Origin of the sequence: Halomonas urumqiensis (genome assembly GCF_003028575.1) — a bacterium.
Lineage (GTDB): Bacteria > Pseudomonadota > Gammaproteobacteria > Pseudomonadales > Halomonadaceae > Halomonas > Halomonas urumqiensis.
This window is the reverse complement of record NZ_PYUD01000001.1, coordinates 527,993-553,137: the sequence shown is the minus strand read 5'-3', so window position 1 is coordinate 553,137 and position 25,145 is coordinate 527,993. Positions and strand designations below refer to the sequence as shown.

Below are 25,145 nucleotides of genomic sequence, written 5' to 3'. Positions count from 1 at the left end.
GTCGGCGACAGGACGATGCGGATACGCTGTGAACTCATCCCTGGGCGCTAGCTTTTTCATCCCTGAAAAAGATGTCCGCTACGACCTGTCCCCTACGCCGCTCGCGGCTCCCAACTTGAGACAATCAAGCGCGGGACACGTACTCGCCGCTGCGCGTGTCGACCTTCAGCACTTCGCCCTGATTGATGAACAGCGGTACGCGAACCACGGCACCCGAGGTCAGCGTGGCTGGCTTCGAGCCACCCTGGGCGGTATCACCCTTGAGGCCGGGGTCGGTCTCGACCACCTCCAGCTCGATGAAGTTAGGCGGCGACACGCTGATGGCGTTGTCATTCCACAGCGTCACGGTATAGGCCACCTGTTCCTTGAGCCACTTGGCGGTATCCCCCAGCGCCTTCTTTTCAACGGCGTACTGTTCGAAGGAGCCGTCGGTCTTCATGAAGTGCCACATGTCCCCGTCGGTGTAGAGGTACTCCATTTCCAGGTCCATCACGTCGGCGCCCTCGAGGGATTCGCCAGACTTGAAGGTACGCTCCCAGACGCGCCCGGTGATCAGGTTGCGCAGCTTGACCCGGTTGAAGGCCTGGCCCTTGCCCGGCTTGACGAATTCGTTCTCGACGATGGCACAAGGGTCGCCATCCAGCATCACCTTCAACCCACCCTTGAATTCGTTGGTAGAATAGTTCGCCATGATCTCTCACCCATATTCAAGCGCGCCCCCGGGCACTGGCCGGCGGCGCGCGCAAGTAAACGACATTCGGCGAGGGATTGCCCCCGCCCGTATTGACTGGTGTGCCGCATGATAACCCGAAGCCCCGCCCTTTTGCAGCGTCCCGACGAGACCGAACAGGGCAATCCCGATGGCGCCAAGCGAGAAGCACCGGGGACAGGTCGCAGAGGGGGTCCTACGCCAGGGATGGCGTCGGTAGCGCCCAGGGATGGGTTTACAGCGCCCCCTCACCAACCTGTCGCCGGGTCAGCCGCGAGCGTGTCAGCCAGCCCCGATGAGTTCAAACCGCTGCACCTACCACCCGCCTGGCAGGCGCAACTTGCCGGTGCCATTCGCGACCCACGCGAGCTGTGCCGGCGGCTGGGCCTCGAAGACGCCTGGCTCGCGGGTGCGCAAACCGGCCACGCGCTGTTCGAGGTGCGCGTGCCCGAGGCCTTTGTCGCCCGCATGCGCCATGGTGACGCCAACGACCCGTTGCTGCGCCAGGTATTGCCACTGGGCGAGGAAAGGCTTGCCCGAGAAGGTTATGTCAGCGACCCGCTGGCCGAGGCCGAGCACACATCCTCACGTGGGCTGATCCACAAGTACGCCGGCCGGGTATTGCTGATCACCAGCCCCGCCTGCGCGGTCAACTGCCGCTACTGCTTTCGGCGTCACTTCCCCTACGCCGAGAACTCGCCGTCGCGCGCGCAGTGGGACGCGACTCTCGACGCCCTGCGCGATGATCCAAGCATCAGCGAAGCGATCCTCTCCGGTGGCGACCCACTGGCCGCCAATGACCGCCAGCTCGCCTGGCTGGTGGCACGCCTCGAGGCGATCCCCCACCTGAAGCGCCTGCGCATCCATACCCGCCTGCCGGTGGTGATTCCCGACCGCATCGACGAGGCCCTGCTCGGCTGGCTCGACGCCACCCGGCTGCAGAAGGTCGTCGTGCTGCATATCAATCATGCCCAGGAAATCGATGACGCCGTGATCGCCGCCTGCGCGCGCCTCAAGCGTGCCGGTGTCACGCTGCTCAACCAGAGCGTGCTGCTGCGCGGGGTCAACGACACCACCGATGCCCTGGCGGAACTCTCGGAGCGGCTCTTCGAGGCCGGCATCCTGCCCTACTACCTGCACGTGCTCGACCCGGTGGCGGGTGCCGCCCATTTCGATGTGCCGGATGACGAGGCCCGCGAACGAGTCGCCGAGCTACGCAAGCGCCTGCCCGGCTTCCTGATGCCCCGCCTGGTGCGCGAGGTACCCGGCGAGGCAAGCAAGACGCCACTCTGAGCTTGAAAAGCGTCGCTTCACTCCTGGGAGCTTGAAGAGCGTCGCTTCGCTCCTGGAAGCGTGAAGCTGGAAGTTCCCGGTGGCGCCGGAACTGAAAGAAGCCCACAAGCCCCATGCCGATAGATCGGCATGGGGCTGAGGTTATCGGGGTTACTTCCAGCTTATGGCGTCAGGCTAAGGTGGCCGCGGTCACATTGGCCGCCGGTTCGTCGGTGGAGACGTGCCGGTTGATGGCGCTCATCACCGCCTTCATCGAGGCGCTGGTGATACTCTCGTCGGTGCCCACGCCGAATACCGCATTGCCGTCGATGCGCACTTCCACATAGGCAATGGCTTCGGCGTCGGAGCCCTGGCCACGGGAGTGCTCATGGTAGTCGATGATCTCGACGTCGTGGCCTGCCGCCGCCAGGGCCTTGATGTAGGCCGCCAACGGCCCGTTGCCGGTACCGGAGATATCGCGACGCTGGCCCTTTTCCTCGATGGTCGCCTCGAGGTTGACCTTGGGGTTGTCGGGTTCGGAGGCGAGCCGATGGGTGATCAGCGAGTAAGGCGCACGGCGCTCGAGGTATTCGTCGGCGAAAGCCTGATAGATCATCTGCGAGGTGATTTCACGCCCGGTGCGGTCCGCCACCTCCTGCACCACCTGGCTGAATTCGATGGACAGGCGACGCGGCAGCTCGATGCCGTGCTCCTGCTCGAGCAGGTAGGAGATCCCGCCCTTGCCCGACTGGCTGTTGACGCGAATCACCGCCTCGTAGCTGCGGCCAACGTCCAGCGGATCGATGGGCAGGTAGGGCACTGCCCAGACGGCATCCGGATTGGCCCGCCGCTCGGTCATGCCCTTCTTGATGGCATCCTGGTGTGAGCCGGAGAAGGCGGTGAACACGAGGTCGCCCACATAGGGGTGGCGCGGATGCACAGGCAACTGGTTGCAGTACTCCACCTCGCGCATGACCGGCGTGATGTTGGAGAAGTCGAGCCCCGGATGCACGCCCTGGGTGTAGAGGTTCATGGCCAGGGTAACGATGTCCACATTGCCGGTGCGTTCGCCGTTGCCGAACAAGCAGCCCTCGACGCGGTCGGCACCGGCCATCAGCCCAAGCTCGGCAGCGGCCACGCCGGTGCCGCGGTCGTTGTGCGGGTGCAGGCTGACAATCAGCCGCTCGCGATCCTTGACGTTGCGGCAGAACCATTCGATCTGGTCGGCATAGACGTTGGGCGTGGCCGCCTCCACGGTGGCCGGCAGGTTGACGATCATCGGCTGCTCGGCGGTGGGACCATAGACGTCCATCACCGCCTCGACGATCTCGCGGGCAAAGTCCATCTCGGTGGTGCTGAACAGCTCCGGCGAGTACTGGAAGGTCCAGTGGGTCTCGGGCGCGGCGTTCATCAGCGCCTTGATCCGGGTGGTGGCATCCACGGCAATCTGGATGCACTCCTCCCGGCTGACGCCGAATACCACGCGGCGGAACACCGGGTCGGTGGCGTTGTAGACATGCACGATGGCGTTCTTAGCACCCTTGAGCGACTCGAAGGTCCGTTCGATGAGATGCGGGCGGGCCTGGGTCAACACCTGGATGGTGACGTCGTCCGGAACCTTGTCGTTCTCGATCAGCGAGCGCACGAAATCGAAATCGGTCTGGGAGGCGGAAGGGAAGCCCACCTCGATCTGCTTGAAGCCAATCTTCACCAGCAGATCGAAGAAGCGCTGCTTGCGCTCCTGATCCATGGGGTCGATCAATGCCTGGTTGCCGTCGCGCAGATCGACACCACACCAGATGGGCGGCGTCTCGATGCGCTTGCTCGGCCATTGTCGATCGGCCAGGTCCACGGGGGTGAAGGGACGGTACTTGGCGGCGGGGTTGTCGAGCATCATGGTGGCGGTCTCCTGGTAGTCGGTACGGCCCTCTTCTTGGTCCAGGGCCGGTGTCAATCGGGTGTCAGGCAATCCATCAACGGCAACGCCCCGCAGGCCAGGAGCCATGCGGGGCGTCGGGTAGTCGGTCGGTCCGCCAGCTGCGAATGCAGCAAGCCACACACATGACACTGCGCTTGGCGACGTGGAAAGCACGAGGCTCAGGCTGGGTGACTGGGTGGGTAGTGATGGGGGACATGGTACAACCTCGTTTAGACCGTGACATGCTAGCGATTGGGCGTTCACCTGCAGGAATGCGATGCAGCCGGCATCGCCTCGCTCAGGAGAGGGCTAGTAGTCGTAGGTCGAGGTCGTACATGGTCACGTTCATGCCCCTAGAAAATCAGTCTGGCGACGCCTTGTCAACCGCGACGTTCCAGCATTTCTTCCATGCGCGCCAGTTGCTCGCGCATATGACGCACGTCATCGCGCAGGCCGTGCATCTCGGCGGCCTCCCCTTCTCCGTTTTCCAGCTGGATCGCCACGCTCTCCTTCTGCATCACGTCCAGCACGATACCGATCATCATGTTGAGGAAAATGAAGGCATTGAAGAAGATGAAGGTCAGGAAGTAGATCCAGGCATAGGGATACTGTTCCATGGTGGGATAGAGCACCGCCGTGGCCCAGCTTTCGAAGGTTGCCACCTGGAACAGTGTCAGCATGGCCAACGAAATATTACCCCACAGCTTCTCGTCGACACTGGCGAACAGGAAGCTGCCAACGGCGCCATAGATGTAGAAGATGATGAACATCAATAGCGCCACATAACCCATGCGCGGGATCGACTTGAACAGTGCCGCGATCAGCATGCGCAGTTCTGGAATCATCGACACCAGGCGCAACACCCGGAAGACCCGCAACAGCCGCGCGAGCAGCACCATCTCCGAGTCGTCCATGGGGATCAGGCTGGCGGTGACGATCAGGAAGTCGAAGATGTTCCAGCCGCGCTTGAAGAAGTCACGCAGGCGCTTCTCCGCCGCCATGCGGATCAGTATTTCCACCAGGAAGAACACTGTGATCGCGGTATCGAGCACCAGCAGCCACGACTGGAAGCGCGAGGTTTCCTCGTAGGTGCGTGCACCGATCAGCAGCGCCGAGACGACGATGATGGTGATCACCGTCAGCTCGAAAATCTTGTTGGCGCGCAGGCGCTCGAAGCGCACGCGCCAGGTCTCGAAGGTAGTGCTCACCGCAGCGGCTCCGAGGAGGCTGCCGCCTCCAGGTCCACCTGGCGATAGCCGATCAGATAGAGCACGGCGTCGATGCCGAGTGTGGAGATCGAGTGTTGGGCCTTGGCACGCACCAGCGGCTTGGCGCGAAAGGCAATGCCGAGCCCCGCCGCGGCCAGCATCTTGAGGTCGTTGGCACCATCGCCCACGGCGATGGTCTGCTCCATGGCCAGCCCCTCACGCGCGGCGATCTCGCGCAGCAGGTGCGCCTTGCGGTTGGCATCGACGATCGGCTCGCGTACTTCGCCGGTCACCTTGCCGTTCTCGATGACCAGTTCGTTGGCATGAATCTCGTCGAAGCCGAGCTTGTCCTGCAGGTGCCGGGCAAAGTAGGTGAAGCCGCCGGAGAGAATCGCGGTGCGATAGCCCAGGCGCTTGAGTTGGGTCATCAACCGCTCGACGCCGTCCATCAACGGAAGCGTTTCGGCGATCTCGGCGAGCACCGATTCATCGAGTCCCTTGAGCTTGGACATGCGCTCGCGAAAGCTCTGCTGGAAATCGAGCTCGCCACGCATGGCGCGTTCGGTGACCTCGGACACCTCGTCGTAGACGCCGTGGCGGCGCGCCAGCTCGTCGATCACCTCGGCCTTGATCAGGGTCGAGTCCATGTCAAAGCAAACCAGGCGCCGGTGCCGGCGCCAGATGGAGTCCTCCTGGATGGCGATATCCACGCCGTGCATGGCGCCCAGCGCCAGCGCCTTTTCGCGCAGCGCCTCGAGGTCGATGTCTTCGCCACGCAGCCAGCACTCGACGCAGGCGCCCTGGATGCTGTGGTGATCGCGCGGCACGCCGCCGTCGAGCGGCTCGCGCCCGGAAAGCCGGTGGATGAGCTCCACGGTGAGACCATGCTCGGCGGTCAACGCGCCCACCTCGGCGAGAATACCCGCGGGCAGGTGCGGGGCCAGCAATGTCAGGATCAAGCGGGGCTGACTTGCCACCGCACTCCAGCGCTGGTAATCCTCGGCGCTGACCTGGATGGCCTGCACATCGAGCCCCAGGGCATCGCCGGCAGCCGTCAGCGCGCCTTCCAGATCCGCCTCATGCTCGAGCCCCACCAGCGCCTCCAGCGACAGCATGTCGAAGGTCACGCTCTGGTTGATGTCGAGCAGGCGTGCGCCACTGGTGGCCAGCGCCTTGCCAAGGCCGGCCAGCTGGCCGGGACGCGCCGCGCCGGTAGCGCGAATCAGCAGTCGTCGTGTCATTCCGATGCCTCGAGTCTATCGACCTTCTGCAACCCACGCGGCAACTTGCTGCCGCGCCGGCCACGTTCGCCGCGATAATAATCCAGATCAGACGCCTTGAGGGTCAAGTGGCGCTTGCCGGAGTGCACCGTAAGCGAGCCTCCCACCGGCAATATCACCAGGTCACGCACGAACTCTTCACGCCGGGCGGCCCTCGCGCCGGGGATATCGATCATCTTGTTGCCCTTGCCCTTGGACATCTCGGGCAACTGATCCAGTGCGAACACCAGTAGCCGGCCCTCGTTGGAAATCGCCGCCACACTGATGCCCTCACCCTCTGGCACCGCAATCGGTGGCAGCACGTTGCAGCCCTTGGGCACGCTGAGCACCGCCTTGCCGGACTTGTTCTTGCCGATCAGCTCCTCGAGCCTTGCGACGAAGCCATAGCCACCATCGGAGGCCAGCAGGAAGCGGCTGGTGGGTGACGCCAGCATGACACCGGCCATGTGCGCACCCGCCACCACGTTGACACGGCTGGTCACCGGCTCGCCCTGCCCACGGGCGCTGGGCAGATTGTGGGCGGTGAGCGTGTAGGCGCGCCCGGTGTCGTCGAGCAGCACCAACGGCTGGTTGGTCTTGCCCCGCGCGGCGAGGTGGAAGCGGTCCCCCGCCTTGTAGGAGAGCCCGGTGGGGTCGATCTCATGCCCCTTGGCGCTGCGAATCCAGCCCTTTTCGGAGAGCACCACGGTCACCGGGTCGGCTCCCACCAGTTCGACCTCGGAGAGCGCGCGCGCTTCCTCGCGTTCGACGATGGGCGAGCGGCGGTCATCGCCATGCTCCTTGGCCGCCGCCCTGAGTTCCTGCTCGATCAGGTCGGTGAGCTTGGCTTCGCTGCCCAGCAGGGCCTGCAGGTGCTTGCGCTCGGCCTCCAGCTCATCCTGCTCGCCGCGAATCTTCATCTCCTCGAGCTTGGCGAGGTGGCGCAGCCGCAGCTCCAGGATCGCCTCCGCCTGGCGATCACTGAGCCCGAAGGCGGCCATCAGCGCGGGCTTCGGCTCATCCTCCTCGCGGATGATGCGGATCACTTCGTCGATATTGAGATACGCCGCCAGCAAGCCCTCGAGGATATGCAGACGATCCTCGACCTTGCCCAGGCGATGCTCGAGGCGCCGGCGCACGGTGCTGCGGCGGAAGCGCAACCATTCGCTCAGCAGGTCGGGCAGCGGCATCACCCGTGGCCGACCGTCGAGGCCGATCACGTTCATGTTGACGCGAATGTTCTTCTCGAGATCGGTGGTGGCGAACAGGTGGGCCATCAGTGCTTCGATGTCCACGCGATTGGAGCGTGGCTCGATCACCAGTCGGGTCGGCTCTTCATGGGTCGATTCGTCGCGCAGGTCGGCGACCATCGGTAGCTTCTTGGCCTGCATCTGGGCAGCGATCTGTTCGAGGATCTTCGCTCCGCTGACCTGGTAGGGCAGCGCGGTGACCACGATGCTGCTCTCTTCCATCACGTAGCGGGCGCGCAGCTTCACCGAGCCGCGGCCGCTCTCGTAGAGCTTACGCAGATCGGCACGTGGCGTAATGATCTCGGCCTCGGTGGGAAAATCAGGCGCCGGCAGGTACTGCATCAGATCGGCCGTTGTGGTGTCCGGATGGCGCAGCAGCTGGCAGGTCGCCTCCACCACTTCGTTCACGTTGTGCGGCGGAATATCGGTGGCCATGCCCACGGCGATGCCGGTCCCGCCATTGAGAAGCACATGGGGCAGGCGCGCCGGCAGCACCACCGGCTCGTTCATGGTGCCGTCGAAGTTGGGTGTCCAGTCGACGGTGCCCTGGCCAAGCTCGGCGAGCAGTACTTCGGCGAACTTCGACAGCCGTGCCTCGGTATAGCGCATCGCGGCGAACGACTTGGGATCGTCGGGGCTACCCCAGTTGCCCTGGCCATCGACCAGCGGATAGCGGTAGCTGAACGGCTGGGCCATCAGCACCATGGCTTCGTAGCAGGCACTGTCGCCATGCGGGTGGAACTTGCCCAGCACATCGCCGACGGTACGCGCCGACTTCTTGTACTTGGCGTTGGCATTCAGAGCGAGTTCGCGCATGGCGTAGACGATGCGCCGTTGTACCGGCTTCATGCCGTCGCCGATGTGGGGCAGCGCCCGGTCGAGGATCACGTACATCGAATAGTCGAGGTACGCCTTCTCGGTGTATTCGCGCAGCGAGAGGCGTTCGACATCGCCCTCCGCCACTTGGATATCCATGGTCATACGTTATGCCCCTGGTCAGGGTTCAATGTTATTCGGCACCGCCGCGGCTATCCCGGCGCCAGGCCTTCTCGGAGGCGCTGTAAACCCGTCCCTGGGCGCTACATTTGCCATCCTTGGCAAATGACCTCCGCGTCGGCCTGCCCCCAGCGCCGCTCGCCTTGGCGCTAAACCTCTATGTCAGCCAGATTGCCGTAGTCTTCGAGCCAGTTCTTGCGGTCGCCGGCGCGCTTCTTGGCCAGCAGCATGTCCATCATCTCCATGGTGCCGTCGCCAACCTCGCGGGTGAGCTGCACCAGGCGCCGCGTTTCCACCGCCATGGTGGTTTCGCGCAGCTGCAGCGGGCTCATCTCGCCCAGGCCCTTGAAGCGCTGTACGTTCGGCGTACCGCGCTTGCCCTCGAGCTTGCGCAGGATCGCGGCCTTCTCGCTTTCGTCCAGGGCATAGTGCACTTCCTTTCCAAGGTCGATGCGGTAGAGCGGCGGCATGGCCACGAACACATGCCCGGCATCGACCAGCGCCGGGAAGTGGCGCACGAACAGCGCGCACAGCAGCGTGGCGATGTGCAGGCCATCGGAGTCGGCATCGGCGAGGATGCACACCTTGTGGTAGCGCAGCTTGGTGAGATCGTCGCTACCCGGATCCATGCCGATGGCAACAGCGATGTCGTGGACCTCCTGGGAGCCGTAGATGTCATGGCTGTCGACTTCCCAGGTGTTGAGGATCTTGCCACGCAGCGGCAGGATCGCCTGGCTTTCGCGGTTGCGCGCCTGCTTGGCACTACCGCCGGCGCTGTCGCCCTCCACCAGGAACAGTTCGCTGGCCGCCGGGTCCTGGCCCGAGCAGTCGGCGAGCTTGCCTGGCAACGCAGGTCCCGATGTGACCTTCTTGCGCGCCACCTTCTTGGCGCTTTTCTGGCGCCGCTGGGCGGCATTGATCACCAGGTCGGCCAATGCCTCGGCCTGGTCGACATGGTGGTTCAGCCACAACGAGAAGGCGTCCTTGACCACGCCCGAGACGAAGGCCGCCACGGTGCGCGATGACAGCCGCTCCTTGGTCTGGCCGGCGAATTGCGGATCGAGCATCTTCACCGAGAGCACGTAGGAGACCCGCTCCCAGAGGTCCTCGGCGGACAGCTTCACGCCACGCGGCAGCAGGCTGCGGTATTCGCAGAACTCACGCAAGGCATCGAGCAGCCCGGCCCGAAATCCGTTCACGTGGGTGCCGCCCTGGGGCGTGGGAATCAGGTTGACGTAGCTTTCCATCAGCGATTCGCCGCCTTCCGGCAACCACTGAATCGCCCAGTCGCAGGCCTGCTCGTCATCGGCGAAGTGGCCAACGAACGGCGAAGCCGGCAGCACCTCATAGCCATCGGTGGCCTGGGCCAGGTAGTCGCGCAGGCCATCCTCGTACTGCCATACGCTCTCGCCTCCATCGGTCTCGACCAGCACCACCTTGAGGCCCGGGCAAAGTACTGCCTTGGCACGCAGCAGGTGTTTCAAGCGCGGGATGGATACCCTGGGGCTATCGAAGTAGCTGTCCTCCGGCCAGAAGCGCACCAGCGTGCCGGTATTTCGCTTGCCGACCGTGCCGATCTCGGTGAGCGGCGAGGCGACGTCGCCATGTTCAAAGGCGATGGCGTGACGGACCCCATCACGCAGCACCTCGACTTCCAGGCGCCGCGACAAGGCGTTGACCACCGAGACCCCTACCCCATGCAGGCCCCCGGAAAAGCGGTAGCTCGACTGCGAGAACTTGCCGCCGGCATGCAGCCGCGTGAGGATCAGTTCGACCCCGGAGACGCCGTGCTCGGGGTGGATGTCGATGGGCATGCCGCGCCCGTCGTCGGTCACCTCGATGCCGCCATCCTCGAACAGCCGCACGTTGATCTGGCTGGCATGACCCGCCAACGCTTCATCGACGCTGTTGTCGATGACCTCCTGTATCAGGTGGTTGGGTCGGCTGGTGTCGGTATACATGCCCGGGCGCTTGCGCACCGGCTCCAGGCCGGAAAGCACTTCTATCGAGCTGGCACTGTATTGCGTCATGCGGTGTCGATGTCCTGTTGGGTGATGCGTCCAGAAGCCAGGTGGTGGCCACCATGGGCCAGTATCGCCGGCAGGTACTCGGCCAGCACCATGAAACCATGATCGCCCCGGGGGTGCAGTATCGTGCGTGCGCCCCGATAGAGCGCGAAGGCGCTGGCCGGGTCGAGTGTCTCGTCGGCCGTGCCGAGTAGCAGCAGATAACGCTGCCCCGTGACCCTTTCAGGCGTCAGTGCGTCGAGCTCTGCCAGGTGCCCCGCCTCGATCTCGAAGCGCTCGGCGGTGTAGTCGTTGACGAACGACTGCCCCACCCAGTCTGCCACCAGCCCCGCTGGGGCCACGGCCGGGTTGATCAGCGCGGCGTCGAGTGCATGGCGCTCGGCCAGGCAGGTGGCCAGAAATCCGCCCATCGAACTGCCCACCACCAACGGGTTGGGGCCAAGCCCCTCGAGCAGCGATTCGGCGAGATCATGGGCCGTCCGCGGCCAGTGAGGCAGCTGTGGCGTGCGGCATGCAAGCCCGATCGCCCGGCATGCGGCTCGCACCAGCGCCGCCTTGGGTGACCCCTCACCACTGTTGAAGCCATGCAGGTACAGCAGGCCGCTGGCCGCTGGCCGTTCATGGCTGGCACTCAGCATACCTCAACACCTGTATGCACAACCAGCATGATCATGCCTCCCGCTCGGCCGCCCAGGCAGCCTCGATCAAGGCCCGGGTCGAGTCGTCCATGGTCTCGATGCCTTGATGGCTGTCGAGGATACGCTGTGTCTCGCCGGCGATCTGCTTGCCGAGCTCCACGCCCCACTGATCGAACGGGTTGATCTCCCAGATGGTCGCCTGGACGAACACCTTGTGTTCGTAGAGCGCGATCAACGCTCCCAACGTGGCGGGTGTCAGGCGGTCCAGCAGCAGGGTACTGGAGGGCTGGTTGCCACGGTAGCGCTTGTGGCCGGGGCGCGGGCCGTCATCCTTGATCGCGTCGTCCCCCAGCATCAACACACGCGACTGGGCGAAGCAGTTGGCGAGCGTCAGGCGGTGCTGGCCCTTGAGGTGCTCGCGGGTGGCCTCGTTGGCCACCTCATCGTATCGGCGCAGCGGCGCGATGAAGTCGCACTCCACCGACTGGGTGCCCTGATGCAGCAACTGGTAGAAAGCATGCTGGGCGTTGGGGCCGAGTTGCCCCCAGAGAACAGGGCAAGTGGAGTAGCCGACCTCGCGACCGTCATGGGTCACCGACTTGCCGTTGGACTCCATCTCGAGCTGCTCGAGATAAGCCGCGAAATACTCCAGCCGTCCATCATAGGGCAGGATGGAGTGGGCGCGGATATCAAGAAAATTGACGTTCCAGATGCCGGCCAACGCCAGTAGCACCGGCAGGTTGTCCTCGAGCGGGGCCGTCTGGAAGTGACTGTCCATGGCATGAGCACCGGCAAGCAGTTCGCGGAAGTTGTCCATGCCCACTACCAGGGCAATCGGCAGACCGATACCGCCCCACAGGGAGTAGCGTCCCCCCACCCACTCCCAGAACTCGAGCTGGTGGTCCGGGGCGATCCCCCATTCGTTCATCTTCTCCGGGCTTGCCGACACGCCAATGAAGTGCTGGCGCATCACCAGGGCATCATCGACCCCCTCCTCGTCACCGAGCCGCGCCATCAGCCAGTCCCGCGCCGTGCGGGCGTTGGAGAGCGTATCAATGGTGGTGAACGATTTAGAGGAGAGCACGAACAACGTGGTCTCGGGGTTGAGTCGTGCCAGACAATCGGCGAGTTGCGAACCATCCATGGTCGAGGCGAAGTGTACCTCGATCTCGTGCACTTTCTGCGGGCGATAGTCCGACAGCGCATGGGTGACCATCAGCGGGCCCAGGTCTGAGCCGCCCACCCCCAGATTGACCACGTGGCGAATGGCCTTGCCGGTGGCACCTCGCCACTGCCCGGCATGAAAGCGTTCGACCATGGTCGCCATATGGTCGAGGGTACGATGCACCGCCGGCACCACATCCTCGCCCTCCACCACCAGCGTTGCGTCCGCCGGCAAGCGCAGCGCGGTATGCAGGGCCGGACGGTCTTCGCTGCGGTTGACCCGCTCGCCTGCCAGCAGTCCCGCAATCGCCTCGGGCACCTTCACCTCGCGGGCAAGGCCGAGCAGGCGCTCGAGCGTCACGCGAGACCAGCGCTGCTTGGAAAGATCCAGGGTCAGGCCGGCGGCTTGTCGTGTATAGGTGGAATGACGGCTCGGCTCGGAGACGAACAGGTCGCGCAGATGGGTGGCGCGCATGTCGCTGGCATGCGTCTCGAGGGCTTGCCAGGCTGAGCTCTGGTCAATCATCGGTTCCTCCTTGAAGGCTGTCAGGGCCGCGGTATCTCCTCAACGCACGCGCCCATGAATAACACCCAACCGGCACACGCCGCCAAACCCGTCGTGCACCCGCTGGCCCGCCCGCGTAAAATAACGGCCGATATCATTTTCCTGGCCTTCTTATGAGTGACGCATCTTACCGTGACGCGATCTTTTCCACACCCCTGGACCGGGTCGCACGCTTCTCGTTCGACGAACAGGTGGTGGCCTGCTTCCCCGACATGATTCGCCGCTCGGTGCCAGGCTATGGCCAGATACTCGGCATGCTGGGGCTGATCGCCTCACGCCATCTTCGCCATGGCGCCGAGGTCTACGATCTTGGCTGCTCACTCGGCGCGGGTGGCCTGGCGCTTGCCGGCACGCTCGCCCCCGACGCCTTCCGCTATACCGGGGTGGACCTCTCGCCCGGCATGGTGGCCCGCGCCCGCGAAACTTTCGCTGCCGAGTGTCCCGAGCACCGCATGGAGGTCATCGAGGGCGATATTCGCACCCTTCCCTACCGGCCAGCCGGCATGATCGTGCTCAACTTCACCCTGCAATTTTTGGCCCGCGAGGACCGAGACGCGGTGATTGCTCGGCTCTTCCAGGCACTCGAGCCCGGTGGAGTGCTGGTGCTGTCAGAGAAGATCGTCGCCGGTGACGAGCAGCACAACGCCTGGCTTGTCGAGCGCTACCACGACTTCAAGCGCGCCAACGGCTACAGCGACATGGAGATCAGCCAGAAGCGCACGGCACTCGAGAACGTGCTGGTACCCGACACCCTTGAGGCCCACCATGCACGGCTGGCGGAGGCTGGCTTCGCCCGCTCCCAGACCTGGTTCCAGTTCCTCAACTTCGCCTCGCTGATCGCCTTCAAGGACACTACCACCCCGGCCATTCCCGCCGAAAGGAAGAGCTGACATGGCCATCGCCGATGAACATCGCGCGCTCTACCAGGCGTTTCTGGACCAGGGCTTGGACACCTGGCTGGCCCGGCTGCCCGAACAGCTCGCGCGCGGCCTGGATCGCCAGCGCCATGGCGACCTCCCCGCCTGGGAGAAGGCCGTCGCCAAGTTGCCGACACTGCCTAGAGAGCGCAAAGTGTGCCTGGATCGCGACACCGTCAGTGTCGACCTGGCGCTAAGCGACAGCCAGCGCCGCCAGTGCGACAACCTGCTGCGCAAACTCGCGCCGTGGCGCAAGGGGCCTTACCGCCTCGGCGGCATTCACATCGACACCGAATGGCGCTCGGACTGGAAGTGGCGGCGTGTCGCCCCGCACCTGGCACCGCTCGAAGGCCGACGCGTGCTCGACGTCGGCGGGGGCAGTGGCTACCACGCCTGGCGCATGGCCGGGTGCGGCGCGGCGTTCGTGCTGGTGATCGACCCCTCGCCTCGCTTCTTCTGGCAGTTTCGCGCCGTGCGCCACTTCGTCGGCGATGCCGATGGTGGACGCACTCACTTCCTGCCGGCGGGCATCGAGGACGTGCCCGAGGGTCTGGGGTTCTTCGACAGCGTGTTCTCGATGGGCGTGCTCTACCACCGCCCCGCCCCACTGGAACACCTGCTGCAGCTCAAGGAAGCCCTGCGCCCCGGCGGTGAGCTGGTACTGGAGACGCTGGTGGTGGAAGGCGATGCCACCACCGTGCTGTTGCCGGGCGAACGCTACGCCGCCATGCCCAACGTCTACTTCCTGCCCTCATCCAGCGCGCTGTGCCAGTGGCTCGAACGCTGCGGGCTCACTAACGTGCGGGTGGTCGACGAAGCGGTCACCACCACCGACGAGCAGCGCACCACCGAGTGGATGACCTTTCAATCGCTGGCCGACTTCCTCGACCCCGACGACCCCACCAGGACACGTGAAGGCTATTCCGCACCGAGGCGCGCGGTGATCATCGCCAACCGGCCAGCATAGTGCCTTCCTAACGCCGCAGAATCACCAGCCAGCGGCCCAGATTGAGGATACTGGCGAGCGACGCCGCCACATAGGTGAACGCGCAGGCGGTAAGCACATGCCGGGCACCCGGCATGTCGTAGGGCGGCACATACTCCTTGAGCAGCGGCAGGGCCCGCTGGAAGCTGGCATCGAACTCCACCGGCAGGGTCACCAGATGAACCAGCGCCGCGGTCCCGAAGCTGATCACCGCAGCGGCCACCACCACGGCCATGCCCCCTGGTACGCGGGTCAGCAGAAACAGCAAGGGGGCCGCCATCATCAACACCGCGCCGAGCTTCTCGGCCTTCTGCGCCACGCCGACCAGGCGTGTGCGCGCCAGCAACGGCGCGTAGCCCTGGTGGTGCTGGATGGCGTGTCCCACTTCATGGGCCGCCACGGTCACCGCCGTCAACGAACGGCCCTGGAAGATATCCCGGGAGAGACGCACCCGGCGAGCTTGCGGGTCGTAGTGGTCGCCCTGCTCGATCATCTCCACCTCTACACCATCGATGCCCAGTCGACGCAGCAGATGCTCGGCCAGTTCGCCCCCGGTCCCGGGATAGTCATCGCGGCCACGCGCATGACGTGAAATCACCCACTTCGCCCACACGTTAGGCAGCAGGAACAGGGCGAGCAGCAGAACGACGGCGACCACTATCATCGGTTGGCTCCAAGCAGGTATCTCTTCGTTGGACACAGACTACCAGAGCCGGTTGCACGCGGCGCGGCGCCGGTTCGCGCAAACGACAGGGCCCGACAACCTGCGTTGCCGGGCCCGGGACTTGCAAGCTCGAAGGCTTAATAAAAACTGAAGGCTCAGCCCTTGAGCAGTTCGCGCACGTCCTTGGCTTCCCAGTGCGGGAAGTACTTGCGCACCAGGGCATTGAGCTCCAGTTCGAAACCGGCCCAGTCGACCTCGCCGTCGGGCTTCGCATCGCCTTCCACCACGTGGCGCACCATGCCGGCGCCGACGGTGACGTTGGTCAGCCGGTCGATGACGATGAAGCTGCCGGTGCCGGGGCTGGTGGTGTAATCATCCAGCGGCACATTGGCATTCAGCGCTACCCGGCAACGGGCGATGGCGTTGAGCTCCAGGCGCTCGGTCGCGTGGTGAGACAGGTTGTTGACGTCCACCTGGTAGTGGATGTCGCTGATCTGCCCGGCCACCGAGCGCCCCGCCAGGCGGATATCGACCTGGCGCCCGGCCGCCAGCGGCTGCTCATGCATCCACACGATGTCGGCATCGAAGGTGCTGGTCATGGCGATCTCGGCATCCTCGGCGACGATCCAGTCACCGCGCGAGATATCGATCTCGTCATCCAGCGTCACGGTGATCGCCTGCCCCGGATAGGCGACTTCCAGGTCACCATCAAAGGTCACGATGCGCTCGACCCTGGAACGCTTGCCGGAGGGCAGCACCTGAATCGACTGACCGGGCCGCAGCACACCGGCTTCCAGCGTGCCGGCGTAGCCACGGAAATCCAGATTCGGACGATTGACGTACTGCACCGGCAGGCGCAGGTCACGCAGGTTGCGGTCGCGGCTGACCTCGACGCCCTCGAGTATCTCGAGCAGCGCCGGGCCAGGTGTGCCATCGACCTGGTACCACTCCATCGCCTCACTCTTGTTGACGACGTTGTCGCCCTTGAGCGCCGACATCGGCACGAAGCGGATATCCCGTGCACGCAGTTTTTCGGCGACCTCCTGGTACTCGGTGACGATCTCGTCATAGCGCGCCTGGTCGTACCCCACCAGATCCATCTTGTTGATGGCCACCACCAGGTGCTGGATTCCCAGCAGGTCGGCGATGAAGCTGTGGCGACGGGTCTGGGTCTGCACCCCGTAGCGCGCATCGATCAGAATGATAGCAAGGCTCGCCGTGGATGCTCCGGTGGCCATGTTGCGCGTGTACTGCTCGTGCCCCGGTGTGTCGGCGATGATGAACTTGCGCTTGTCGGTGGAAAAGAAGCGGTAGGCCACATCGATGGTGATGCCCTGCTCGCGCTCCGACTGCAGGCCGTCGACCAGCAGCGCCAGATCCACTTCCTCGCCGGTGGTGCCGCTCTTCTTGGAATCGCGGGTCAGCGCGGCAAGATGATCATCGAAGATCATCTTGGAATCGTGAAGCAACCGGCCGATCAGGGTCGACTTGCCGTCATCGACGCTGCCGCAGGTGATGAAGCGCAGCAGGTCCTTGTTTTCATGCTCGTGCAGGTATTGCTCGATGTTCTCGGCAATCAGGTTGGACTGGTGTGCCATCAGAAGTACCCCTCGCGCTTCTTCTTCTCCATGGAGCCGGCCTGGTCGTGATCGATGGCGCGACCGCTGCGTTCCGACGTGCGCGTCAGCAGCATCTCCTGGATGATCTCGGGCAGTGTGGCGGCCTTGGATTCCACGGCGCCGGTCAGCGGGTAGCAGCCCAGGGTACGGAATCGCACCCACCTCTCCTCAGGGACTTCGCCCTCTTTCAGCGGCATGCGCTCGTCGTCGACCATCACCAGCATGCCGTCGCGCTCGACCACCGGACGCGGGGCGCTGTAGTAGAGCGGCACGATGTCGATCTGCTCGAGGTAGATGTACTGCCAGATATCGAGCTCGGTCCAGTTGGACAGCGGGAAGGCGCGGATCGACTCGCCCTTGTTGACCCTCGCGTTGTACAGGTTCCAGAGCTCCGGACGCTGATTCTTGGGATCCCAGCGGTGGAACTTGTCACGGAACGAGAACACCCGCTCCTTGGCGCGGCTGGCTTCCTCGTCACGTCGCGCGCCACCGAAGGCGGCATCGAAGCCGTACTTGTCCAGGGCCTGCTTGAGCGCCTGGGTCTTCATGATGTCGGTGTAGCCACTGGAGCCATGGTCGAACGGGTTGATCCCTTCCTTGCGACCTTCCTCGTTGGTATGCACCAGCAGTTCCATACCCACTTCTTCGGCCATGCGATCGCGAAAGGCGATCATCTCGCGGAACTTCCAGGTGGTGTCCACGTGCAGTAGGGGAAACGGCGGCGGCCCCGGGTAGAAGGCCTTGCGCGCCAGGTGCAGCATCACCGAGGAGTCCTTGCCGATGGAGTACATCATCACCGGATTGGCGAATTCCGCCGCCACCTCGCGGATGATGTGGATCGACTCGGCTTCGAGCTGTTTCAGGTGGGTGAGCCGCTGGGGCGACACCGCCGCCGAGGCGGCACCCGCATCGGGGTTGGCCGACTCGAGGGTCGCTGCATCAAGCTGGGACATGGCCCGTCTACCTCGCATGACAATGGGCTGGAAGAATGAGGGCTGAAAGAATCATGCGAGACAGGGTAACGCCGGGCTGATAATAACCCAAAAGAATTAATAACTATCTTTTTATGCCATTCATCACTGATTTATGCGCTCGACCCGGGTCGCCAGTCCATCAGCGGAAAGCTCGACAACGCGATACCCAGGCAGTGCCGCCTCGTCGATGGCGAAGTGCTCGGCGCGGGGCAGGAACTGATTGCTGGTTGCCGGGCAGCCATAGACCATCACCTCGCCCGCGGCTAGGCATTGGCGGCTAGCGAATGCCTGGTGGATATGGCCACACAGGATGGCGCGCACCTGGCCGAAGGGTGCCAGGGTTTGCCAGAACGCCTCTCTATCGACAAGCCCGATGGCGTCGATCCATGCCGAGCCTACCGGCAGTGGCGGATGGTGCATCGCCACCAATGTCGGGCGAGGATTCCGTTCAAGCCGTTCAGCCAGGTGCGTCAGTTTTCGAAAGCCCAGCTCACCGTGGGGCTGGCCGTTGACGTGGGTATCGAGCAACAGCACCCGCCAGCCGTCGAGGTCGAGGTCGAGGTCGAGGTCGAGGTCGAGCTCGTCCAGCAGTTCACGATTTTCGGCCATCAGCGCCACATCGTCATGGTTGCCGGGCAGCCAGAACCAGGGGGCAGCGAGCTCGTCCAGGGTGGCAACAGCCAATTGATAGGACGCCGCCGTCTCATCGTCGGTGATATCGCCGGTCACCAGGACCCGATCAGGACGCTCACGGTTGACGGCCGCAACCACCGCCCGCAGCTGGCGCAACGCACGCCCTCCATCGGCGGCAGGGTCGGCGACAAGGTGGCAGTCAGTGATCTGAACCAGTCGGGGCATGGGGTGGCGTCTCGTCATGACGGCGGTGTGGGATGATGCATAGCGTGACAGGCCACGGAGAGTGGCAACACGTCAGGGCAGTTCGGGCAGATCCATCGAGTGGCCGTGAGCCAGGCCATGATCTAGCCATTCGCCCAGAAAGCGATTGAGCTGCAGCTTCTCGTCGGGCTGGTGCATGCGGGCATTGGGATAGCGATAGCGGCCATGGAAATGGCGTTGGCGCTGGAAGTCGGTGACCTCGGCCATGCGCACGTCATGGTAGAGGTGCACACGCATGCAGGGCGTATCGATAACGCTGTCGATCACACCCTGCTGAGTCACCTGGATGATGCTGGTGTAAGGGGCGCGTTCGAGTACCTTGAGGCACAGTGAGCCGAGGCGACGGCCGCCGCTGACCAGTTCGACCTCGCGGGTCTCACCGGGGGCAATATCACCCAACAGCCGGGTCAAGCGCAGGTAATTGGCCGTGCACTCACCCTGCAGGGTCTTCAGGTCGGTCACATAGGCACTTCTGGCCACGTTACCTCCTTGCTCGTAGTGAAGCCCGCTCGGCGGAAAGCCAGTGAAAGGCGATCAGACACATGGCGTTGTCGAGTCGGCCAGCCTGAAGGAGTTCCCAGGCTTCGATAAACGGTAGCACATGCACGCGGATATCTTCGTGCTCTTCATCCAAGCCGTGCACGCCCCCCAGGCCAGCGCTGTCCAGCAAGCCGCAGAACAGCGTGACCCGCTCGTCGCAGGCGCCGGGGCTGGGATAATAGGTATGCAGTTCAATAAGTTCACCGACCGTGCAGCCGGCTTCTTCGAGGGATTCGCGCCGAGCGACGTCGGCGGGAGACTCACCGTCCTCGACCAGCCCCGCCACCACCTCGAGCTTCCAGGGCGAGACGGGGTCGGCCAGCGCACCGGCACGAAACTGCTCGACAAGCACCACGGCATCACGCTCGACGTCATACAAGAGCACCCCCACGGCATCATGGCGGTGATGCACCTCGCGCACCATCGGCTCGCTCCAGCCGCCCTCGAACAGCCGGTGGCGCAGGTGCAAGGCATCCAGGCGAAAGAAGCCCTGATGCAGGCAACGCCGCTCGCGCATCTCGACATCGGCAGCCGTGAACGGCGCCAATGCAGCGAATGCCGGGGGCTGGGCTAGTGAGTCACTCATGCCGCTCTCCCATCGGTTGGGTGCGCAAAAAGGAAACCATTATCATGGCCCGGTCGCGCAATGCCAACCGCCCCGGCCTCGAACGGCCTGGTTGGGCTAGCGGGAGAGCCGAGCCAACAGCACGCGCGCATCGCGACGCAGGGCCTCATCGGACACCTCGCGCGATGCCCTGGCCTGCCCGTCCACGGCACGCTTCGCATGCGCCAGTGCCTCGTCGAGCCGCCCTTCTTCCTCAAGAAATGCGGCATAGTAGAAATTGACGTCGATACCCTCGGGGCGAATCGCCAGTGCGCGCTCGAACATCCGTTCGGCCGTTTCGCTGTTGCCGAAGCCCAGCGGGCGACCGGGTACGCGGTCGTACAGCGCGCCCAGGGTGACATAGGCGGAACCGTTGCCGCCCTGGGGGTCGATCTCGATGGCCGCTTCCAGCGAGTCACGGGCGCTGCGTGCACTGCCAAGGGCACCGAAGCCGCCGCGCTCACGCGCATGGGAAGCCTCGATGATGCCATGCCAGATCAGCGGCACGGCTTCACCTGGGTGTGCGCTCACCAGCCATTCCGCTCGCTCGGCCAATTCGCCCAGGGCATCGCCACGCTGGTCCTGGGGCAACTGCGTGGTGACCTCTTCCCAGCGCTGCTCGAGGGCCTCGACATCACTCTCCCAGGCCAGCAGCGTACCCAGCGGCGCCATACTCAGGGCCATACCAAGTGCACATGTCATCAGTTGGCGTCGAATCATCATGATCTCCTGAACGTATTATTCTGATTGTGATGAGGTCGGTCGACGAGTCGTCGACCCCCTATCGCACTGTAACGAACGTTTGAATGATTCACCACCACCGTCATCTCGCTGGGCTCGGCTTGGCGTGGCCGGCACATATCACGTATGTTGCCCGCTTGAACGAAAGGAGCCGCACTCGTGAAAGGCCGCAACATGACCCGCTGGCGCGACCCGGCAAAGGACCCTCGCCAGGAACCCAGAAGCAACCTGATCACCGCCGAAGGCGCCGAACGGCTGCGGGGCATCCTCGATCACCTCTCGAGGGTCAAGCGCCCGGCGATTTCCGCCAAGGTGGGTGAAGCCGCGGCCCTGGGTGATCGCAGTGAAAACGCCGATTACACCTACAACAAGAAGGAACTCAACCGCGTCATCGCCAGAATCCGCTACCTGACCAAGCGCCTGGATGAACTGCAGGTGGTGGACCGGCTACCGGCGGATACCGAAAAGGTCTACTTCGGCGCCTTCGTCACCCTGGAGGATGAAGAAGGAGAGGAGATGCGCATCCGCCTGGTGGGCCATGACGAGACCGATACCACCAAGCGCTGGATCAGTGTCGACGCGCCGCTGGCCAAGGCGCTGCTCGGCAAGACGCTGGACGACGAGGTAACGGTCGCCGCTCCCGGCGGCGAGACCACCTGGCTGATCACGGAGATCGCCTATCGCGACCCACAGGGTTGATCACCGTTTGACTGCCCGATAGACGCGAAAACGCCGGTCGTCGGCGAGCACCTCGAAATCGCCGAAGGCACGTGCCAGCAGGTCCGGATAAGGCAGGAAGGCGTTGGCCACCAGGAGCAACTGCCCGCCCGGCAACAACTGCCCGGGGGCCTCGAGGATCAACCGCGCCGCCGGGCCATAGTCGATGGCGCGCTCCTGATGAAACGGCGGATTGCTGACGATCGCACTGAAATGCCGCCCGCCCTCGCCCGACGAATCCAACGCCGAATAGACGTCGCCTTGCAGCACCCGGCCAGACACGCCATTGGCGGTAAGCGTTCGGCGAGTGGCCTCTACGGCAAAGGCGTTGATATCCGTTGCCGTGACCCGGGAACCGCGTCGCGCCAGCCAAGCCGCCAGAATGCCATCACCGCAGCCCAGGTCCAGCACCTCGCCAAGCCCCGCGGCCGCGACATCGTCGCCCGCCGCCTCCAGACGCGCGCTCAGCGTCTCCAGCAACAGCCAGGTGCCGTCGTCGAGCTTACCGTGACCAAACACGCCGGGGTGGCTGGCAAGGATCACGCCGGCCGCCTCGAATTGCGTCCAGGCGGCATCCGGTTCGAGGGCCACGTGGTCCACGCGCGTCTCGTAGAGCGCACAGCGGCGCGCGCTATCGAGCTTGCGACAGCCAAGCCCCAGGGCCGCCAGCGCCTTCAGCACCCGCTTGATGCCACCCTGGTTTTCTCCCACCAGTTGCAGGGGCGTTCCCGGTGGCAGCGTGGCGCACAGCCACAGCAGCCACCATTCGCCCAGCGCATGGCTCTTGGGCCAGAAAAGCACCGCACCGGGTGGCGCCTCGGAAGCGGTCTCGAAAGGCGAATCCGCCTCGAGCTTCCGCGACCGCCAGGCCTCGAGCACGCCGAGGTCCGCGCTGATCGCCCGCCCTTCTTCCGCCTCGAGCCAGGCGTCGCGGGGGGGCGCGACCCACCACCAGCCGCGATAGTCGGCGGATTGGCGCTCCAGCAGCTGACAGACCGGGGTCTCGGCGCTCATGCCGGTGACTCCTGTGTGGAAGATGACGGAGAGAGTGGACGCTCGAGGGTATACAGCAGGTAGCGGCCAAGCCGCCAGTGCGGGTCGACTCGGCAATAGCGATGTTCCAATTCGAGCAGCCTGGCCTGCTCGCGTTCATCGGCCGGCGGAGTGCGCAGGTAATCATGGAACACCCGAATGCCCGCCACCTCGCGAATTTCGAGCCCGCACGCCTGGCTCCACGCCTCGACCTGGGCATGGGTGAGCGGCGAGATCGGGGTGAGGCGCTGTCGCTGCCCGGTACCTTCGAGCCGATCGGCCATGGCCTTTTCCAGGTTGCCCTTCACGACATTGGAAAAGCGCAGCGCATCACGATTGAACACCATCAACGACAGCTGTCCGCCCGGCGCCAGCAACCCCGCAAGGGTTGCCATCGCACCACGCGGGTCGGCCAGCCACTCGAGCACCGCATGACAGGCGATCAATCGCCACGGCCCGGGCGCCAGCGACGGCAACTCCTGCAACGGGGCATGCAACAGGCTGACCTGGCGCTCGGCCAGGGGCTCAGACAAGTGCTCTGCCAGATGGGTTTCGGCACGCGCCAACATCTCGGCGGAGGGATCAACCAGCGTCACCCGATGGCCACGTGACGCAAACCAGGCCGCCAGTTGGCCAAGCCCGCCGCCCACATCCAGCAACGGTTGGCCATCGAGTTCGAGCATCTCGGGCAACAGGCGGTCGAGCAGCGCGAGGCGCAGCGCGCCGCGACTGGCGCCATACAGGCTGCCGGCGAACTTGTCGGCGAGCCCATCGAAATGACGGTCTCCCCGGGCCGACAGTGGTGAGGCGGGAGCCCCGCCAGGCCGAGCGGTTGCAGCGGGTCGTGAAGGCTTGGACATAAAGGCGCCATGGGCGTGGATTCGTCGGCATTCTACCCGGCTTTGGTTATCGACTCACGGGGCGACCGACTCAAGGAGGAGGGACTGGCAGGTGATCTCCCCAGCCGCTATCCGCCTCGAGCTGCGCGGCCAAGGCCAGCAAGGTGCGCTCATCACCCATGGGCCCGACCACCTGAACGCCGACCGGAAGCCCTTCCCTGGTGACATGCAAGGGCAGTGACATGGCCGGCTGGCCGGTCAGGTTGGCAAGCTGGGTGAATGGGGTCATGCGCAGGGCATCGGCGGCCAGCCGTTCGAGCATGCCGCCCTTCAGTGCCAACCAGGAGACCCCGGGAATCCCCAGCAGCGCCATCAGGCGTTCGCGCGCCCGGCTTGGATACAGTTCACCCAAGCGTGGCGCGGGCTTGGCCGCCACCGGCATCAGCAGGATATCGAAACGCTCATGGAAGGCCGCCATGTCACGGGCCACCCGATTCCAGTAGCGCTTGGCGAGTTCGTAGTCGCGTGCCAGCAAATGGCGCCCCAGCCGACCGATGGCGCGCGTGCTCGGTTCGATGTCGAGCCGGCTCACCGGAACCCCGGTCTGCCCGGCGACCCACGCCAGATCGGCGGCCAGGTGGCCAAGATAGAGCGTCAGGTAGCTGTCGGCCAGTGCCTCGCCATCCACGGGCGGCTGCGCCCATTCGACATGGTGCCCCAGTTGAGACAGCCGCATGGCGGCCGCCTCGACCGCTTCACGCACCTGCGGGTCGAGCTGCGTGCCAAGCGAGGCACCAAACGGCTCACCCAGCGATACGGCCACGCGCAGCGACCGGGGCGGTCGTTCCATCGCCGCCAGAAACCCGGTTTCACGCGGCAATGGAAAGGGGCCGCCCTTATCCATGCCATTGGTGGCATCCAGCAATGCCGCGCTGTCGCGCACACTGCGTGTGACGGCATGCTCGACCACCGCGCCCTGCCACACCTCGGCGAACATCGGCCCCAGCGGCACGCGCCCCCGAGATGGCTTGAGCCCGAAGAGCCCGCAATGGCTGGCGGGAATACGTATCGACCCGCCCCCGTCGCCCGCCATGGCCAGCGGCACCAGCCCCGCCGCCACCGCCGCCGCGGCGCCACCGCTGGAGCCACCGGGCGAGTGGTCCGGCTGCCAGGGATTGCGTGGATGGGGGAAGGCGCGCGGCTCGGTGATGCCCATCAGGCCTAGCTCCGGGGTAGCGGTCTGGCCAAGAATCACCAGCCCCGCCTCACGCATCCGGGTCACCAGGCTGGCATCCTCGGTGGCGCGCCACTCCCGCATGGCGGCACTCCCCAACGCCATGGGCTCACCGGCCAGCCCCATCAACAGATCCTTGGTCAGGGTCGGCACCCCGGCGAAGGGAGAAGCCGGATCGACCTGAAGTCCCTCACGTTCGGCGCGCTCGAAGCGCGTTCGCACCACCGCACCAAGGCTCGGGTTGGCCGTTTCGATGGCCAGACACCCCGCCGCGAACACCTCCTGCCAGCTCACCTCGCCACGCCGAATCAGCGCCGCCAACCCCAGGGCGTCATGCGCGCGGTAGTCACGAAGCTCCATCCCCTGCCCTCCCTAG

General features: G+C 64.7%; 22 protein-coding genes. 4 read left to right on the top strand and 18 right to left on the bottom strand.

Annotated features, from left to right (window positions below; all coding sequences use genetic code 11):
• Window positions 1-124: 124 nt before the first annotated feature.
• The gene (gene efp, locus C6V82_RS02365) at window positions 125-691 is read right to left on the bottom strand and encodes an elongation factor P (protein WP_102589285.1); all 567 of its coding nucleotides are present in this window, start codon (window positions 689-691) and stop codon (window positions 125-127) included.
• Between the two features lie 297 nt (window positions 692-988).
• On the opposite strand from efp, the gene epmB reads away from it, so the two are divergent.
• Window positions 989-2,002, top strand: coding sequence for an EF-P beta-lysylation protein EpmB (gene epmB / locus C6V82_RS02360; protein ID WP_229843066.1), 1,014 nt, complete (start codon window positions 989-991; stop codon window positions 2,000-2,002).
• A 169-nt stretch (window positions 2,003-2,171) separates the two neighbouring features.
• On the opposite strand, the gene leuA is transcribed toward epmB, so the two are convergent.
• From leuA to pgi, 7 genes are all read right to left on the bottom strand, one after another.
• Window positions 2,172-3,878, bottom strand: a complete 1,707-nt coding sequence (leuA, locus tag C6V82_RS02355; RefSeq protein WP_102589701.1) for a 2-isopropylmalate synthase — start codon at window positions 3,876-3,878, stop codon at window positions 2,172-2,174.
• Between the two features lie 401 nt (window positions 3,879-4,279).
• Window positions 4,280-5,107, bottom strand: a complete 828-nt coding sequence (locus C6V82_RS02350) for an ion transporter (RefSeq protein WP_102589283.1) — start codon at window positions 5,105-5,107, stop codon at window positions 4,280-4,282.
• Window positions 5,104-6,348: a phosphoserine phosphatase SerB gene (gene serB, locus C6V82_RS02345; protein ID WP_102589282.1), complete on the bottom strand. Its 1,245-nt coding sequence runs from the start codon at window positions 6,346-6,348 to the stop codon at window positions 5,104-5,106. The genes C6V82_RS02350 and serB overlap by 4 nt, the downstream gene beginning before the upstream one ends.
• A complete protein-coding gene (gene parC, locus C6V82_RS02340) occupies window positions 6,345-8,597 on the bottom strand; it encodes a DNA topoisomerase IV subunit A (protein ID WP_102589281.1) in 2,253 nt (750 codons plus the stop codon). The genes serB and parC overlap by 4 nt, the downstream gene beginning before the upstream one ends.
• Window positions 8,598-8,761: 164 nt before the next feature.
• On the bottom strand, window positions 8,762-10,642 hold the full coding sequence (gene parE, locus C6V82_RS02335) for a DNA topoisomerase IV subunit B (protein WP_102589280.1): 1,881 nt from the start codon (window positions 10,640-10,642) through the stop codon (window positions 8,762-8,764).
• On the bottom strand, window positions 10,639-11,277 hold the full coding sequence (locus C6V82_RS02330; protein WP_102589279.1) for a YqiA/YcfP family alpha/beta fold hydrolase: 639 nt from the start codon (window positions 11,275-11,277) through the stop codon (window positions 10,639-10,641). Before C6V82_RS02330 ends, parE begins: the two co-directional genes overlap by 4 nt.
• A gap of 31 nt (window positions 11,278-11,308) precedes the next feature.
• On the bottom strand, window positions 11,309-12,967 hold the full coding sequence (gene pgi, locus C6V82_RS02325; protein ID WP_102589278.1) for a glucose-6-phosphate isomerase: 1,659 nt from the start codon (window positions 12,965-12,967) through the stop codon (window positions 11,309-11,311).
• Between the two features lie 152 nt (window positions 12,968-13,119).
• On the opposite strand from pgi, the gene cmoA reads away from it, so the two are divergent.
• Together cmoA and cmoB are read left to right on the top strand one after the other, a co-directional pair.
• Window positions 13,120-13,896 (top strand): carboxy-S-adenosyl-L-methionine synthase CmoA, encoded by a 777-nt coding sequence (gene cmoA / locus C6V82_RS02320; RefSeq protein ID WP_102589277.1) that lies wholly within the window; start codon window positions 13,120-13,122, stop codon window positions 13,894-13,896.
• 1 nt (window position 13,897) lies between these two features.
• Complete coding sequence (cmoB, locus tag C6V82_RS02315; RefSeq protein WP_102589276.1) at window positions 13,898-14,890, top strand: tRNA 5-methoxyuridine(34)/uridine 5-oxyacetic acid(34) synthase CmoB; 993 nt, start codon at window positions 13,898-13,900, stop codon at window positions 14,888-14,890.
• A gap of 7 nt (window positions 14,891-14,897) precedes the next feature.
• Here the strand turns inward: cmoB and C6V82_RS02310 are convergent, their stop codons facing one another.
• The 7 genes from C6V82_RS02310 to C6V82_RS02280 all read right to left on the bottom strand — a co-directional run bounded on the left by C6V82_RS02310 (window position 14,898) and on the right by C6V82_RS02280 (window position 20,929).
• Window positions 14,898-15,572 carry a zinc metallopeptidase gene (locus tag C6V82_RS02310; protein WP_102589275.1) on the bottom strand — a complete coding sequence of 225 codons (675 nt, stop codon included), beginning with the start codon at window positions 15,570-15,572 and terminating at the stop codon, window positions 14,898-14,900.
• A gap of 155 nt (window positions 15,573-15,727) precedes the next feature.
• A complete protein-coding gene (gene cysN, locus C6V82_RS02305) occupies window positions 15,728-17,170 on the bottom strand; it encodes a sulfate adenylyltransferase subunit CysN (protein ID WP_102589274.1) in 1,443 nt (480 codons plus the stop codon).
• Entirely contained in the window at window positions 17,170-18,144 is a 975-nt protein-coding gene (gene cysD / locus C6V82_RS02300; protein ID WP_102589273.1) for a sulfate adenylyltransferase subunit CysD, read from the bottom strand. The genes cysN and cysD overlap by 1 nt, the downstream gene beginning before the upstream one ends.
• A 123-nt stretch (window positions 18,145-18,267) precedes the next feature.
• The gene (locus C6V82_RS02295; RefSeq protein WP_102589272.1) at window positions 18,268-19,023 is read right to left on the bottom strand and encodes a phosphodiesterase; all 756 of its coding nucleotides are present in this window, start codon (window positions 19,021-19,023) and stop codon (window positions 18,268-18,270) included.
• Between the two features lie 72 nt (window positions 19,024-19,095).
• Entirely contained in the window at window positions 19,096-19,542 is a 447-nt protein-coding gene (locus C6V82_RS02290) for a DUF1249 domain-containing protein (RefSeq protein ID WP_102589271.1), read from the bottom strand.
• A gap of 1 nt (window position 19,543) precedes the next feature.
• Entirely contained in the window at window positions 19,544-20,188 is a 645-nt protein-coding gene (locus tag C6V82_RS02285; RefSeq protein WP_102589270.1) for an NUDIX domain-containing protein, read from the bottom strand.
• 96 nt (window positions 20,189-20,284) lie between these two features.
• Entirely contained in the window at window positions 20,285-20,929 is a 645-nt protein-coding gene (locus C6V82_RS02280; protein ID WP_308430823.1) for a tetratricopeptide repeat protein, read from the bottom strand.
• Window positions 20,930-21,106: 177 nt separating this feature from the next.
• On the opposite strand from C6V82_RS02280, the gene greB reads away from it, so the two are divergent.
• Window positions 21,107-21,646 (top strand): transcription elongation factor GreB, encoded by a 540-nt coding sequence (greB, locus tag C6V82_RS02275; RefSeq protein WP_102589268.1) that lies wholly within the window; start codon window positions 21,107-21,109, stop codon window positions 21,644-21,646.
• Here greB and C6V82_RS02270 read toward each other — a convergent pair whose 3' ends face one another.
• The 3 genes from C6V82_RS02270 to C6V82_RS02260 all read right to left on the bottom strand — a co-directional run bounded on the left by C6V82_RS02270 (window position 21,647) and on the right by C6V82_RS02260 (window position 25,129).
• A complete protein-coding gene (locus C6V82_RS02270) occupies window positions 21,647-22,678 on the bottom strand; it encodes a class I SAM-dependent methyltransferase (RefSeq protein WP_102589267.1) in 1,032 nt (343 codons plus the stop codon).
• Complete coding sequence (locus C6V82_RS02265; protein WP_102589266.1) at window positions 22,675-23,556, bottom strand: methyltransferase domain-containing protein; 882 nt, start codon at window positions 23,554-23,556, stop codon at window positions 22,675-22,677. Before C6V82_RS02265 ends, C6V82_RS02270 begins: the two co-directional genes overlap by 4 nt.
• Before the next feature lie 70 nt (window positions 23,557-23,626).
• Window positions 23,627-25,129, bottom strand: a complete 1,503-nt coding sequence (locus C6V82_RS02260) for an amidase (protein WP_102589265.1) — start codon at window positions 25,127-25,129, stop codon at window positions 23,627-23,629.
• Window positions 25,130-25,145: the final 16 nt, after the last annotated feature.

Coding starts and splice junctions, on each gene's coding strand:
- C6V82_RS02280 (WP_308430823.1), bottom strand. CDS start 20,929: ATGATGATTCGACGCCAACTGATGACATGTGCACTTGGTATGGCCCTG.
- parE (WP_102589280.1), bottom strand. CDS start 10,642: ATGACGCAATACAGTGCCAGCTCGATAGAAGTGCTTTCCGGCCTGGAG.
- leuA (WP_102589701.1), bottom strand. CDS start 3,878: ATGATGCTCGACAACCCCGCCGCCAAGTACCGTCCCTTCACCCCCGTG.
- C6V82_RS02285 (WP_102589270.1), bottom strand. CDS start 20,188: ATGAGTGACTCACTAGCCCAGCCCCCGGCATTCGCTGCATTGGCGCCG.
- C6V82_RS02295 (WP_102589272.1), bottom strand. CDS start 19,023: ATGCCCCGACTGGTTCAGATCACTGACTGCCACCTTGTCGCCGACCCT.
- serB (WP_102589282.1), bottom strand. CDS start 6,348: ATGACACGACGACTGCTGATTCGCGCTACCGGCGCGGCGCGTCCCGGC.
- pgi (WP_102589278.1), bottom strand. CDS start 12,967: ATGATTGACCAGAGCTCAGCCTGGCAAGCCCTCGAGACGCATGCCAGC.
- C6V82_RS02265 (WP_102589266.1), bottom strand. CDS start 23,556: ATGTCCAAGCCTTCACGACCCGCTGCAACCGCTCGGCCTGGCGGGGCT.
- C6V82_RS02260 (WP_102589265.1), bottom strand. CDS start 25,129: ATGGAGCTTCGTGACTACCGCGCGCATGACGCCCTGGGGTTGGCGGCG.
- cmoB (WP_102589276.1), top strand. CDS start 13,898: ATGGCCATCGCCGATGAACATCGCGCGCTCTACCAGGCGTTTCTGGAC.
- parC (WP_102589281.1), bottom strand. CDS start 8,597: ATGACCATGGATATCCAAGTGGCGGAGGGCGATGTCGAACGCCTCTCG.
- cmoA (WP_102589277.1), top strand. CDS start 13,120: ATGAGTGACGCATCTTACCGTGACGCGATCTTTTCCACACCCCTGGAC.
- cysD (WP_102589273.1), bottom strand. CDS start 18,144: ATGTCCCAGCTTGATGCAGCGACCCTCGAGTCGGCCAACCCCGATGCG.
- efp (WP_102589285.1), bottom strand. CDS start 691: ATGGCGAACTATTCTACCAACGAATTCAAGGGTGGGTTGAAGGTGATG.
- cysN (WP_102589274.1), bottom strand. CDS start 17,170: ATGGCACACCAGTCCAACCTGATTGCCGAGAACATCGAGCAATACCTG.
- C6V82_RS02310 (WP_102589275.1), bottom strand. CDS start 15,572: ATGATAGTGGTCGCCGTCGTTCTGCTGCTCGCCCTGTTCCTGCTGCCT.
- C6V82_RS02270 (WP_102589267.1), bottom strand. CDS start 22,678: ATGAGCGCCGAGACCCCGGTCTGTCAGCTGCTGGAGCGCCAATCCGCC.
- C6V82_RS02330 (WP_102589279.1), bottom strand. CDS start 11,277: ATGCTGAGTGCCAGCCATGAACGGCCAGCGGCCAGCGGCCTGCTGTAC.